Source organism: Stenotrophomonas sp. GW821-FHT01H02A (assembly GCF_059422145.1).
In genome coordinates this window covers 114,251-128,087 of the sequence record NZ_JBWKWI010000005.1, presented here as the reverse complement: position 1 = coordinate 128,087, position 13,837 = coordinate 114,251, and the positions used below count along the sequence as shown (strand labels likewise).

The 13,837-nt window shown below is 66.4% G+C and carries 12 protein-coding genes; all 12 read left to right on the top strand.

What is annotated here, in order from left to right; translation table 11 throughout:
- Positions 1 to 183: 183 nt before the first annotated feature.
- The 12 genes from rpsB (at position 184) to fabZ (ending at position 13,821) form a co-directional block, all read left to right on the top strand.
- Complete coding sequence (gene rpsB, locus AC07WC_RS09480; protein ID WP_088433311.1) at positions 184 to 1,011, top strand: 30S ribosomal protein S2; 828 nt, start codon at positions 184 to 186, stop codon at positions 1,009 to 1,011.
- Between the two features lie 126 nt (positions 1,012 to 1,137).
- Positions 1,138 to 2,016, top strand: coding sequence for a translation elongation factor Ts (gene tsf / locus AC07WC_RS09475; RefSeq protein ID WP_088433310.1), 879 nt, complete (start codon positions 1,138 to 1,140; stop codon positions 2,014 to 2,016).
- Positions 2,017 to 2,208: 192 nt separating this feature from the next.
- Positions 2,209 to 3,708: a GGDEF domain-containing protein gene (locus AC07WC_RS09470; protein ID WP_495209779.1), complete on the top strand. Its 1,500-nt coding sequence runs from the start codon at positions 2,209 to 2,211 to the stop codon at positions 3,706 to 3,708.
- 134 nt (positions 3,709 to 3,842) lie between these two features.
- Positions 3,843 to 4,571: a UMP kinase gene (pyrH, locus tag AC07WC_RS09465; RefSeq protein WP_019184398.1), complete on the top strand. Its 729-nt coding sequence runs from the start codon at positions 3,843 to 3,845 to the stop codon at positions 4,569 to 4,571.
- A gap of 99 nt (positions 4,572 to 4,670) precedes the next feature.
- Positions 4,671 to 5,228, top strand: a complete 558-nt coding sequence (gene frr, locus AC07WC_RS09460; protein WP_046272044.1) for a ribosome recycling factor — start codon at positions 4,671 to 4,673, stop codon at positions 5,226 to 5,228.
- A 41-nt stretch (positions 5,229 to 5,269) separates the two neighbouring features.
- Positions 5,270 to 6,004, top strand: a complete 735-nt coding sequence (gene uppS, locus AC07WC_RS09455; protein ID WP_495209936.1) for a polyprenyl diphosphate synthase — start codon at positions 5,270 to 5,272, stop codon at positions 6,002 to 6,004.
- On the top strand, positions 6,001 to 6,825 hold the full coding sequence (locus tag AC07WC_RS09450) for a phosphatidate cytidylyltransferase (RefSeq protein ID WP_495209778.1): 825 nt from the start codon (positions 6,001 to 6,003) through the stop codon (positions 6,823 to 6,825). The genes uppS and AC07WC_RS09450 overlap by 4 nt, the downstream gene beginning before the upstream one ends.
- A gap of 2 nt (positions 6,826 to 6,827) precedes the next feature.
- On the top strand, positions 6,828 to 8,018 hold the full coding sequence (locus AC07WC_RS09445; protein WP_495209777.1) for a 1-deoxy-D-xylulose-5-phosphate reductoisomerase: 1,191 nt from the start codon (positions 6,828 to 6,830) through the stop codon (positions 8,016 to 8,018).
- Between the two features lie 34 nt (positions 8,019 to 8,052).
- Complete coding sequence (rseP, locus tag AC07WC_RS09440; RefSeq protein ID WP_495209776.1) at positions 8,053 to 9,411, top strand: RIP metalloprotease RseP; 1,359 nt, start codon at positions 8,053 to 8,055, stop codon at positions 9,409 to 9,411.
- A 73-nt stretch (positions 9,412 to 9,484) separates the two neighbouring features.
- A complete protein-coding gene (bamA, locus tag AC07WC_RS09435; RefSeq protein ID WP_495209775.1) occupies positions 9,485 to 11,851 on the top strand; it encodes an outer membrane protein assembly factor BamA in 2,367 nt (788 codons plus the stop codon).
- A 495-nt stretch (positions 11,852 to 12,346) separates the two neighbouring features.
- On the top strand, positions 12,347 to 13,369 hold the full coding sequence (gene lpxD, locus AC07WC_RS09430) for a UDP-3-O-(3-hydroxymyristoyl)glucosamine N-acyltransferase (protein WP_495209774.1): 1,023 nt from the start codon (positions 12,347 to 12,349) through the stop codon (positions 13,367 to 13,369).
- Complete coding sequence (fabZ, locus tag AC07WC_RS09425; RefSeq protein ID WP_019184406.1) at positions 13,366 to 13,821, top strand: 3-hydroxyacyl-ACP dehydratase FabZ; 456 nt, start codon at positions 13,366 to 13,368, stop codon at positions 13,819 to 13,821. Before lpxD ends, fabZ begins: the two co-directional genes overlap by 4 nt.
- Positions 13,822 to 13,837: the final 16 nt, after the last annotated feature.

Sequence of the window (13,837 nt, the reverse complement as noted above, 5' to 3'; positions counted from 1 at the left end):
GACCACGTCAACACCGGACGTCACCGGTGAATCCACACCTGCCGCCCATATCCGTGCCGGGGTGCTCCGCAAGGAGTTCGGTCACGGAAGCGACAGGGAAGCCAAACCCCGGAACCACCCGCCTCGCGGCGGACCGCCCAACTATTACCCGTGGCGGCCGGTTCCCTATCAGGAGTTACTGCAATGCCCCAGGTCACCATGCGTCAGATGCTGGAAGCCGGCGTCCATTTCGGCCACCAGACCCGTTACTGGAACCCCAAGATGGGCCAGTACATCTTCGGCGCCCGCGGCAAGATCCACATCATCAACCTGGAAAAGACCGTTCCGCTCTTCAATGACGCGATGAACTTCATTTCCAGCGTTGCGCAGAAGCGCGGCACCATCCTCTTCCTGGGCACCAAGCGCAGCGCGCGCGAGTCGATCCGTGAAGAAGCCGAGCGTTGCGGCATGCCCTTCATGAACCAGCGTTGGCTGGGCGGCACCCTGACCAACTTCCGTACCGTGAAGCAGTCGGTTGCCCGCCTGAAGGAACTGGAAGCCGGTGAGACCGACGGCAGCTTCGACAAGCTGGTCAAGCACGAAGTGCTGGGCCTGCGTCGCGAGCGCGACAAGCTGGAAGCCTCGCTGGGCGGAATCAAGGACATGAACCGTCTGCCCGACGCGATCTTCGTCATCGATATCGGCCACGAAGACATCGCCATCAAGGAAGCCAAGAAGCTCGGCATCCCGGTGATCGCTGTGGTCGATACCAACTACAACCCGGAACTGGTCGATTACGCGATCCCGGGCAACGACGACGCCATCCGCGCTGTGCAGCTGTACGCCCGCGCCGCTGCCGACGCCGTGCTGGAAGGCAAGGCTGCTGCTCCGCACGCCGCCACCGTCCGTGAAGAAGAGTTCGCCGACGCTGCCGCCACCGAAGAAGCCAAGCCGGCCCGCCGCGCGCCGGCCAAGAAGGCTGCTGCCGCTCCGGCCGCCGACGCTCCGGCTGCTGGCGAAGCCCAGGCCTGATCCAGGCCCGCGGTGGGCGCAGCGCGCCCACCGCTCCTGTCCGCTGCCGATGGCGCGACGACAGGACACTGTCACACGGGCCGGCCACCATGCCGGCCCAACCCCTTTCTTTCGTGAGGAAATCCCGTGGAAATCACTGCTTCCCTGGTCAAGGAACTGCGCGAGCGCACTGGCGCCGGCATGATGGAGTGCAAGAAGGCACTCGTCGAAAACGGCGGCAACATCGACGCCTCGGCCGAATGGCTGCGCAAGTCCGGCCTGGCCAAGGCCGACAAGAAGGCTGACCGCGTGGCTGCCGAAGGCATCATCGTGGCGGCCCAGGACGGCGGCAAGGCCGTGCTGGTCGAAGTCAACTCGGAAACCGACTTCGTCGCCAAGGACAGCAACTTCCTGGACTTCACCAAGGCTGTTGCTGCCACCGCGCTGAGCTCGGGCGCTGCCGACATCGACACCCTGAAGGCCGCCAAGCTGCCGTCCGGCGAGACGATCGAAGAAGCCCGCGCCGCCGTCATCGCCAAGGTTGGCGAGAAGGTCGACGTGCGTCGCATCGTGCGCCTGGAATCGACCAACAACGTCGCTGCCTACGTGCACGGCGGCCGCATCGGCGTGCTGGTCGAACTGGCCGGTGGCAACGAAGAGCTGGCCCGTGGCCTGGCCATGCACGTGGCTGCCATGAACCCGCCGCACAACAAGGCCGCCGATGTGCCGGCCGAGTTCGTTGCCAAGGAAAAGGAAATCGAACTGGCCAAGATGTCCGACAAGGACAAGTCCAAGCCGGCCGATATCCTGGAAAAGATCATCAGCGGCAAGATCGCCAAGATCGTCAACGAAGTGACCCTGTACGGCCAGCCGTACGTGCTGGACACCAACCAGTCGGTCGAGCAGGTCCTGAAGGCCGCCGGTGCCGACGTGGTCGGCTTCCAGCGCCTGGCGGTCGGCGAAGGCATCGAGAAGGTGGTGGAAGACTACGCCGCCGAAGTGATGAAGCAGGCCGGCCTGGCCTGATCTTCACCGCTCGAATGTGTTACGAAAGAAGCCGCGGACTCCGCGGCTTCTTTTTTTTGTCCGTTGGCTTTGCTTTGTGTGCCGGATCAGGGCAATACTCCCAAACCGATCTGCCGCGTCAACGCAAGAAATCAAGGACGAAACTGTGATGCACCTCAGGTATTCTTGCCCCAACATATTGAAAACCCCGCCATGCCTCCCGAGCTGACAGCCGCCCTGGCGCTCTGCCGCAACCTGCCCTCCCCGCCCGGTATTGCCTTGCGCATCATCGAACTGGCGCAGGATCCGGAAGCGGACATCACCACCGCCGCCGACATCATCGCCATCGACATGGCGTTGAGTGCCCGCATGCTGCGCATCGCCAATTCGCCGCTGTATGCGAGCCGCCGCCGGATCGAGAATCTCGGCCAGGCACTGACGATGCTCGGCCTGAATGCCACGGTCAGCCTCGCCCTCGGCTTCACCGTGACCCAGAACCTGACCGCGGCCGGCGACGGCCAGGACCTGCGCGAGCGCGCGTGGCGCCGCAGCATCCTCAGCGCGCTGGCCGCCAGCCTGCTTGGGCAGGCCCGCGGCCTGCGCAAAGCCGAAGAGTTGATGCTGGCCGGCCTGCTGCAGGACATCGGCGTACTCGCGCTGGCGCAGGCGCAACCGGACACCTACCTGCCGCTGCTGCGCCAGGCCACCGACAACGACGCGCTGGTCGCGCTGGAGCGCGAACACCTGCAGTGCAGCCACGCCGACGTCGGCGCGTGGGTCGCCGAGGAATGGGGCCTGCCGCGCTACCTGGTGGACAGCATCGCGCACAGCGAATCGCCCGCCACCGGCGATGACAACTTCCAGAACTGCGTCGCCCTGTCCGGCGCCGTGGCCGATATCTGGCTCGGCAGCGATGCCGATGCCGCACGCGAGCACGCCCTGCAGCAGGTGCACGACACGCTCGGCCTGGACAGCGCCCAGTTCGACCAGGTGCTGGCCCGTATCGGTGAATCGCTGCCGGACATCAGCACGCTGTTCGAGACCCCGCTGTTCTCGCCCTCGCGCGTGCAGCAGCTGATCGACCATGCCCAGGAGCTGGCCACCCTGCGCAACCTGCGCGAGATGCAGGATGCTGCCCTGGCCCGCCAGCGGGCGGATGAGTTCGAAGCGCGCGCCAACCGGCTGGCCGAACAGGCCCACCGCGATGCGCTGACCGGCGTGCTCAACCGGCGCCAGCTGGAAGCCGTGCTCGAGCAGGAGTTCCTGCGCGCCACCCGGCACGGCTGGCCACTCTCGGTTGCCTTCATCGATCTGGACGACTTCAAGAAGATCAACGACGCCCATGGCCACCTGATGGGTGACCAGGTGCTGCGCATGTTCGCCAGCAAGCTGCAGGAGCAACTGCGCAACAGCGATACCGTGGCCCGTTTCGGCGGCGAGGAGTTCATCGCACTGCTGCCCAACACCACCGAACCGGTCGCACTGGAAGTGGTACGCCGGGTGCTGGCGAGCATCGTCAACACGCCGATGGCCGAGGTCGCCAGCGGCCCGCTGTTCGTGACCTTCTCGGCCGGCGTGGCCACCCAGGGGGGCTACGAGCGTTTCGCCGATGTCCAGGACCTGCTCAAGGCGGCCGACGACGTGCTGTACCGCTCCAAGAACCTGGGCCGCAACCGGGTCATCGCGCGCTCGCCGAGCACCGCGCCGGCCTGACCCCGATCCCGCGCGCGGGGCCGCCATCACGGCCCCCGCGACACCTCCATACGCCGCAGTGCAGCAAATTTATGCTGCCCGATGGCCCGGCTTCCAGTAGAATCCGGGCGTTTTCCACGCACCCAGAGATCGCCATGTCAAAGCTCGCCTATCGCCGCATCCTGTTGAAAGTTTCCGGGGAGGCGCTGATGGGAGACGAGGACTACGGCATCGACCCCAAGGTGATCCACCGCCTCGCCCGTGAGGTGATGGAAGCCCAGGCCGCCGGTGCCGAAGTGGCGCTGGTAATCGGCGGTGGCAACATCTTCCGCGGTGCCGGCCTGGCCGCAGGCGGCATGGACCGGGTCACCGGTGACCAGATGGGCATGCTCGCCACCGTGATCAACGCACTGGCCATGCAGGACGCGCTGGAAAAGCTGGGCGCCAAGGCCCGGGTGATGAGCGCCATCAAGATCAATGACGTCTGCGAGGATTACATCCGCCGCCGCGCCATCCGCCACCTGGAAAAGGGCCGCCTGGTGATCTTCGCCGCCGGCGTCGGCAGCCCGTTCTTCACCACCGATTCCGGCGCCGCCCTGCGCGCGATCGAGATCGGCGCGGACCTGCTGCTGAAGGCCACCAAGGTCGATGGCGTGTACGACAAGGATCCGAACAAGTACAGCGACGCGGTCCGCTTCGACAGCCTGACCTACGACGAGGTGATCCGCCGCGGCCTGGAAGTGATGGATACCGCCGCCTTCGCGCTGGCCCGCGACAGCGACCTGCCGCTGCGCGTGTTCGACATGGGCCAGCCGGGCGAGCTGCTCAAGATCCTGCACGGCGACAACATCGGCACCCTGGTCCAGGGCCGCGACAACGCCTGAGCCTGAGCGGCGCCCCACGCCGGGCGCCCTGAACGGCCCGGAAAGGGTCGGTATTCGCCTATAATCGCCCGATTCCCAGTGACATCCAGGATTCGGGCGATGCTCAACGAAATCAAGCAGGACGCGCAGACGCGCATGGCAAAGAGCATCGATGCTCTGAAGCACACCCTCACCTCCATCCGCACCGGCCGTGCTTCCCCGGCCCTGCTGGACCGCATCACCGTCAAGGCCTACGGCACCGACACCCCGCTGAACCAGGTCGCCTCGATCAGCGTTTCCGAAGGCCACTCGCTGGTCATCACGCTGTTCGACAAGGGCATGATCAAGGACGTCGAGAAGGCGATCTACGCCTCCGACCTCGGCCTGACCCCGAACGTGGCCGGCACCGTCATCCGCCTGAACCTGCCGCCGCCGACCGAAGAGCGCCGCAAGGAGCTGGGCAAGCAGGTGCAGAAGGAAGGCGAAGGCGCCAAGATCGCGATCCGCAACATCCGCCAGGACGCCAACAAGGCGATCGCCAACCTGATCAAGGACAAGGCGATCAGCGAAGACGACAAGAAGCGCGGCGAAGATGACATCCAGAAGCTGACCGACAAGTCCATCAAGGACGTCGACAGCGTGGTCGCCGAGAAAGAAAAGGAACTGATGGCGGTCTGAGCCCCATGTCCCAGGCCCCGACCAGCGGCTCTGCCGCGCCCATGCCGCGCCACGTCGCCATCATCATGGATGGCAACGGGCGTTGGGCACAGAAGCGTCGTCGCCCGCGCGTGATCGGCCATCGTGCCGGCGCGCGCGCGGTCAACCGCACCATCGATTTCTGCCTCGACCACGGCATCGCCGCGTTGACCCTGTTCGCCTTCTCCAGTGAGAACTGGGGCCGGCCGACCGATGAAGTCGACGCACTGATGAAGCTGTTCCTCAATGCACTTGACCGCGAAGTGGACGAGCTGCATCGGCGTGGCGTGCGCGTGCGTTTCATCGGCGAGCGCGAGCGCTTCGGCGCCGGGCTGGTCAGCCGCATGCAGCTGGCCGAACAGCGCACCGCCGACAACCGTGCGATGACCCTGAACATCGCCGCCAGCTACGGCGGCCGCCAGGACATCGCCCGTGCCGCGCGCGAACTGGCCGCCGAGGTCGCGGCCGGGCGCCTGCTGCCCGAGCAGATCGACGAAGCGATGCTGAGCAGCCGCGTGGCCCTGGCCGACCTGCCGCCGCCGGACCTGTTCATCCGCACCGGCGGCGACACCCGCATCAGCAATTTCCTGCTCTGGCAGCTGGCGTATACCGAACTGTGGTTCACCGATGTGCTGTGGCCCGAGTTCGACGCCACCGTCCTGCAGCAGGCGATCGACGCCTATGCCTCGCGTGAACGCCGTTTCGGCCTGACCAGCGCCCAGATCGCCGCCTTGGCCACCGAGACCTCTTCCCCATGACCAAGACCCGAGTCATCGCCGCGCTGATCATGGCGCCGGTCGCCATCCTCGCCATCCTGATGCTGCCGACCCAATGGCTGGCCGCCGCGGCGGCCGCCGTGTTCCTGATCGGCCTGTGGGAATGGCTGAAGCTCGCCGACGTCGAAGACACCCTCGCCCGCACCGTGCTGCTGGTGCTGAACCTGGTGCTGATGGTGCTGATCGTGTGGGCCGATGCCGGCTCGCTGGTGCTGTACCAGATCGCCGCGCTGATCGGCATCGGCTGGTGGCTGCTGGCGCTGCTCTGGCTGCGTTTCTTCAACTTCGGCGCCAGTCCCAGCAGCCCGGCACGGGCGCTCAAGCTGCTGGCCGGGACCCTGGCGATCGTGCCCGCCTGGGCGTCGCTGGTCCTGATCCACGCCAGCAGCGATAACGGCCACCTGTGGCTGTTGACCGCGCTGGCCGTGGTCTGGGCCGCCGATTCGGGCGCCTATTTCGCCGGCCGCACTTTCGGCCGCACCAAGCTCGCCCCGCGGATCAGCCCCAACAAGACCTGGGAAGGGCTCGGCGGCGGCATGATCGCGGGCCTGATCGTGGCCTTGGGCTTCGGCTGGCTGGCCGGCATCGACAGCGCCCATCTGGTCGGCCTGGTCATCACCGCCGTGGTCACCGTGTTCGCCTCGGTGCTGGGGGATCTGTACGAAAGCCTGATCAAGCGCCACGCCGGCGCCAAGGACTCCGGCCACATCATCCCGGGCCATGGCGGCGTGCTCGATCGCATCGACGGCGTACTCGCCGCCCTGCCGGTGTTCGCACTCGGCAAGGAAATCTTCGGGTTCTAACCATGGCCAGCGCTTCCGCCCCCCGCCAGGTCGCCGTGTTCGGCGCCACCGGTTCGATCGGCGCATCCGCGCTGGACGTGATCGCACGCCATCCGGACCGGTACCAGGTCAGCGTGCTCGCCGCCGGCCGCCAGGTCGATGCGCTGGTCGCCCTGTGCGCCGCACACCGCCCGGCCCATGCGGTGATCGCCGACGAATCGCTGTATGCCGCCCTGCGTGACGGCCTGCGGCACGCAGGGCTGGCCACCCGGGCCCATGCCGGTGCCGCGGCGCTGGACCAGCTGGCCGCCAGCGATGTCTGCGACACCCTCGTCGCGGCGATCGTCGGTGCCGCCGGCCTGTCCTCGACCCTGGCCGCCGCGGCGGCGGGCAAGCGCATTCTGCTGGCCAACAAGGAATCGCTGGTGCTGGCCGGCGAGCTGCTGATGCGCCAGGCCGCTGCCGCCGGCGCCGAGATCATCCCGATCGACAGCGAACACAGCGCGATCTTCCAGTGCCTGCGTTCGCGCGATGCCAGTCTGGACGGCGCCGGCGTGCGCCGGATCATCCTCACCGCCTCCGGGGGCCCGTTCCGCGGCCGCAGCCGCGAACAGCTGGCCCAGGTCACCCCGGCCCAGGCCGTGGCACACCCGAAGTGGTCGATGGGACCGAAGATATCTGTAGATTCGGCGACGTTGATGAACAAAGGGCTGGAAGTCATCGAAGCCCACCACCTGTTCAGCGTGCCGGGCGAGCGCATCGATGTGCTGGTCCACCCGCAGAGCCTGGTGCATTCGCTGGTCGAATTCGTCGACGGCTCGACCCTGGCCCAGATGGGCCTGCCGGACATGCGCACCACCCTGGCCGTCGGCCTGGGCTGGCCGCAGCGGATCGAATCCGGGGTTGGCGGGCTGGACCTGCTGACCCAGGGCCGGCTGGATTTCGAAGCCCCGGACACCGACGCCTTCCCCTGCCTGAAGCTTGCCTGGCAGGCCATGGCCGCCGGCGGCACCGCGCCGGCGATCCTCAATGCCGCCAACGAAGTCGCGGTTTCAGCGTTTCTTCAGGGGCGGGCAGCTTTCCTTGCCATTCCAGCGCTGGTCGCTAACGCTCTGTCAACACTGTCGAGCGAGTCCGCCGATACACTGGAGGGCCTGCTGACCGCCGATCAGCGCGCCCGCCAGATCACCCAAGCCGCCATCGACCACGCCTGAATGCCCCACACGCCCCTTTACAGTGCTGATCACCATGGGTGATTTCATCGGATCCGTCTGGTGGATGATCGTCAGCCTTGGCCTGCTGGTGACGTTCCACGAATTCGGTCATTACTGGGTCGCCCGCCGTTGCGGGATCAAGGTGCTGCGCTTCTCTGTCGGGTTCGGCAAGCCGCTGTGGTCGCGCCGCAACCGTGCGGGCACTGAATTCGCGATCGCCGCCATTCCGCTGGGTGGCTACGTGAAGATGCTGGACGAGCGCGAGGTCGAGGTACACCCCGCCGAGCGTGGCCAGGCCTTCAACCACAAGACCGTGTGGCAGCGGATCGCGGTGGTCGCCGCGGGTCCGGCGGCCAATCTGATCCTGTGCATCGCCCTGCTGTGGGCGATGTTCGTGATCGGCAAACAGGATTACTCGGCCACCATCGGCCGCACCACCGGCATGGCCCTGAGCGCTGGCCTGCAGGCCGGCGACCGGGTGGTCAAGGTCGATGGCCGCAGCGTGGCCACCGCCGGCGAAGCCAGCATGGCGCTGACCACCGCAGCGATGGACCGCCAGGATGCCAAGGTCGAGGTCCTCGACGGCCTGGACCAGGCCCGGACCCGCACCCTGCCGCTGTCGCAGTTGCCCGCTGGCTTCGATGAACGCCGGGTTCCGCAGCTGACCGGGCTGAGCTGGCAGTTCTGGCTGCAGCCGGCGCTGGTCGACAAGGTCCTGCCCGACGCCGCCGCCCAGGGCGTGTTGCTGCCGGGCGACCTGATCGTGGCCGTGGACGGCCAGCGCATCGAAGGTGCGGACCAGGTCCCGGCGCAGATCGCCGCGCTGGGCCAGCGCGGCGGCCCCGGCATGATCGACGTCCTGCGCGGCGGCGAGCGGCTGGCGCTGGAGATCACCCCCCGCCAGGGCGTGGACGGCCGTGGCCAGCCGACCTGGCAGATCGGCATCGGCTTCCCCGAGACCCATGCGCCGGCCTATGACGCTGAACTCAAGTTCGGGCCGTTTGCGGCAGTTCCGGTGGCGCTGCGGGAAACCGCCCGGATGGCAGGCGATTCGCTGGGGATGATGCGCCGCATCGTCACCGGCAATGCCTCACTGCAGAACATCTCCGGCCCGGTCACCATCGCCCGGGTCGCCAATGTCTCGGCCAAGCGTGGGCTGGACTGGTTCCTGTATTTCCTGGCCCTGCTGTCGCTGAGCCTGTGCATCATCAACCTGTTGCCCATCCCCATCTTGGACGGCGGGCACCTGCTGTATTACCTTATCGAGTTGGTCAAGGGCAGCCCGCTGAGCGAGCGCGCCATGGCTGCCGGGCAGTACGTGGGCCTGGCGCTGCTGGCCGGGCTGATGGGATTGGCGTTCTACAACGACATCCTCGGCCTGGTCCCGCGATGAACTTTTTTCCTTTTGTCGTCGTCTTATGCGCCGGCATCCCGCAATGTTGAAATCGACTCCAACCGGACGTGACATGACGCGACTCCCCAATCGCCGCCTGCTGGCCCTCGCACTCGTTGCCGGTTTCGGCGCGCCCGCCCTGGCGCAGGCAGCCGAGCCCTTCACCGTCAGCGACATCCGCGTGGATGGTCTGCAGCGCATCACCTCCGGTACCGTGTTCACCTACCTGCCGGTGGAACGTGGCGACACCCTCACCGACAACAAGGTCGGTGAGACCATCCGTGCGCTGTACAAGACCGGCTTCTTCGAAGACGTGCAGCTGGACCGACAGGGCGACATCCTGGTGGTCACGGTCAAGGAACGCCCGGCGATCAACAAGCTGACCGTCACCGGCAACAAGGACATCAAGAGCGACCAGCTGCTCAAGGGCCTGAGCGACATCGGCCTGACCGAGGGCGGCACCTTCGACCGCCTGAGCCTGGACCGCGTGACCCAGGAACTGCGCCGCCAGTACAACGACCGTGGCAAGTACAACGTGGACATCACCCCGACGGTGAGCCCGCTGGACCGCAACCGCGTGGACATCGCCATCGCGATCAAGGAAGGCAAGGCCGCCAAGATCCAGCACGTGAACCTGGTCGGCACCGAGAAGTTCCCGGCCAAGGACATCCTGGAGACCTGGGAATCCAAGGAGCACAACTGGGCCTCGTGGTACCGCCGCGATGACCAGTACTCCAAGGAAAAGCTGTCCGGCGACCTGGAAAAGCTCAACGGCTGGTACCTGGACCGCGGCTACGTGGACTTCAGCATCGACTCCACGCAGGTCTCGATCAGTCCCGACAAGCGCGACATGTTCATCACCGCCGGCGTGACCGAGGGTGAGCAGTACAAGATCTCCGAGATCAAGGTCACCGGCGACACCATCCTCCCGCAGGAAGATGTCGAGCGCATGGTGATCCAGAAGTCCGGCGACACGTTCTCGCGTGCGCTGCTGGAGTTCAGTTCGGACCAGATCACCAACTCGCTGTCCAACATCGGCTACGCCTTCGCCAAGGTGAACCCGATCCCGACCAGCAACCGTGCCGACCGCACGGTGGCCATCAACATGCAGGTCGTTCCCGGCCCGCGCGTGTCGGTGCGCCGCATCACCTTCAAGGGCAACACCCGCACCTCCGACGAAGTGCTGCGTCGTGAAATGCGCCAGTTCGAGAACAGCTGGTACTCGCAGGCCGCGATCGACCGCTCCAAGATCCGCCTGCAGCGCCTGGGCTACTTCGAATCGGTCGACGTGGAAACGCCGCCGGTCACCGGCAGCAACGACCAGGTCGACGTGGTCTACAACGTCAAGGAAACCACGTCGGGCAGCTTCGTGTTCGGCCTGGGCTATTCGCAGTCCTACGGCATGACCACCTCGGTGCAGCTGTCGCAGAACAACTTCCTCGGCGGCGGCAACCGCGTGTCGGTCGAAGCCTCGCGCAGCAGCTACCTGCAGCGCTACGGCTTCAGCTACACCAACCCGTACTTCACCGATGACGGCGTCTCGCTGGGCTACAACCTGTCCTGGCGCGAACTGGATTACTCCGACTTCAACACCGCGCAGTACAACAGCACCAACGGTGCCGCGCAGGTGGTGTTCGGCGTGCCGATCACCGAGAACGACACCGTCTCGCTGATGGTGGGCATCGACAGCAACCAGATCACCACCTACCAGGGCTCGACCCCGCAGGCGATCATCGATTACATCGACGCCATCGGCCAGCGCACGTTCCACTCGTGGCGCACCGAACTGGGCTGGGCGCGCGACACCCGCAACGACTACTTCATGCCGACCCGCGGTACCTACCAGCGCGTCGGCCTGGAAACCACGCTGCCGGGCTCGACCGTCGAGTACTACAAGCTGAACTACCAGTTCTCCAAGTACTGGCCGATCATCCCGCAGCTGGTCATCAACACCCGCGCCGAAGTCGGCTACGGCGACAGCTACGGCAATGACACCACCCGCGTGATCACCAACCCGGATGGCAGCACCCGCGTGGTGACCGCCTCGGGCCTGCCGTTCTACGAGAACTTCTACGCCGGTGGTACCAACTCGGTGCGCGGCTTCGAGGACAACACCCTCGGCCCGCGTTCGGAGCCGACCCTGAGCTACAACCGCGGCCAGCCGCTGGGTGGCTCGCTGAAGACCGTCGGTTCGGTCGAAGCCTACTTCCCGCGCCTGTTCGACAGCCCCTCGGCCCGCATCTCGGCCTTCGTGGACTTCGGCAACGTGTACACCGGCGTGGACAACTTCAAGGCCAACGAACTGCGCGTCTCCACCGGTGTGGCCCTGCTGTGGCGCGCGCCGGTCGGCCCGATCTCGATCAGCTACGCCTTCCCGCTCAAGAAGGAAGACGGCGACGAGGTCGAGCGTCTGCAATTCACCTTTGGCGGTCAGTTCTGACCGCCTAAGGTGAATTGCCCAAGGTTTGCGCAGCAAACCTTGGGGCCCAACGGTTCCTCCTATCCCCCGCGCCGTCGGCGCGGCCCCCTTAACAGAAGGGGGCCTCTCCACCAGACGCGGTACGCATTCGCCGGGCTTTGCCCGGCGTTTTCGTTTTTGGGTTGAGGCCGATCCTCGATCGGCGCCGGTTCGGGTAGGTGCCGAACGTTGGTCGGTACGAACGTCCCGGCATCAACGGGAGGCAGGCAGCACCACTTCCCGCGCTCGCAAGACACTGTCAGGGTCCGTGGCGGGTAGCCCGATCCAGGACCGTTGGGCCGCATGGATGCGGCCCACGAGCCCCCATGGATGGGTTTACGGCGCGTCCAGGATCGGGCTGCCCGCCACGACCCCGCGCGATGGCAACCAAGGCGCCGCGCCGCAACAAACCGACCAACACACCCCAAAAGCCCCGCCCCGCATGACCGTTTCGGCAGCACACGGTAAACTCCCCCGGTGAACACTCCTACCTATACCGCCCAGCAACTCGCCGAGCAGTTTGGCCTGCAGGTCCATGGTGATGGCAGCACCGCCATCCATGGCGTGGCTACGCTCGCCCATGCCGGCCCCGGCCAGCTCACCTTCCTGGCCAACCCGCGCTACCGCGCGCAGCTGGCCGACAGCCAGGCCGCGATCGTCGTGCTGCGCGCCGAGGATGCCGAGGCCGCGCCGGGCGCCGCCCTGGTCGCCAAGGACCCATACACCACCTTCGCCAAGATCGCCGCGCTGTTCGACATCGCACCGCCGCGCGCACCCGGCATCCATCCCAGCGCCTGCATCGATCCGGACGCCCAGGTCGCCGCCAGCGCCCACATCGGCCCGTTCGTCACCATCGGCGCCCGCAGCGTGGTCGGTGAGAACTGCATCGTCGGCCCCGGCAGCGTCATCGGTGAAGACTGCATCCTGGAGACCGGCTGCGAACTGATCGCCCGCGTGACCCTGGTCACCCGCGTGAAGCTCGGCAAGCGCGTGCGCATCCATCCCGGCGCCGTGCTCGGTGCCGACGGCTTCGGCCTGGCCATGGATGCCGGCCACTGGATCAAGGTGCCCCAGCTCGGCGGCGTGCGCATCGGCGACGACTGCGAGATCGGCGCCAACACCTGCGTCGACCGCGGCGCGCTGGAAGACACCGTGCTCGAGAACGACGTGCGCCTGGACAACCTCGTCCAGATCGCCCACAACGTCCAGATCGGCGCCCACTCGGCCATCGCCGGCTGCACCGGCATCGCCGGCAGCGCCAAGATCGGCCGCTACTGCCTGCTGGGCGGCGCCGTCGGCGTCGTCGGTCACCTCGAAATCTGCGACAAGGTCGTCATCACCGGCAAATCGGTGGTGCGCAACTCCATCCATGAGCCGGGCGAGTACTCCTCCGGCACCCCACTGACCGACAACCGCACGTGGCGTAAGAATGCCGCGCGCTTCAAGCAGCTCGATGCGCTCGCCCGGCGCATCCTGTCTGTGAGCAAGGAGAAGGAATGAGCAACAACCAGAATCTGCCGGACATCAACCAGATCCAGCAGTTGATCCCGCACCGCTATCCGTTCCTGTTGGTGGACAAGGTGATCTCGCTCGATTTCGAGAACCGGAAGATCGTCGCCACCAAGAACGTCAGCATCAACGAGCCGTTCTTCCAGGGCCACTTCCCGGGCCAGCCGATCATGCCCGGCGTGCTGATCATCGAAGCCATGGCCCAGGCCGGCGGCGTGCTGACCCAGCTCACACTGGGCCGCGATGCGCAGTCCAAGCTGTTCTACATGGTCAAGGTCGACAAGGCCCGCTTCAGCAAGCAGGTCGTGCCCGGCGACGTGCTGGAAATGCACGTGGAGATCAAGCGCGTGATCCGCAACATGGCGGTGTACGACTGCGTGGCCAAGGTCGACGGCGAGATCGTCGCCTGCGCCGAAGTGCTGTGCGCCGGCACCCGCGAATGATCCTGGCAGGAGAGCC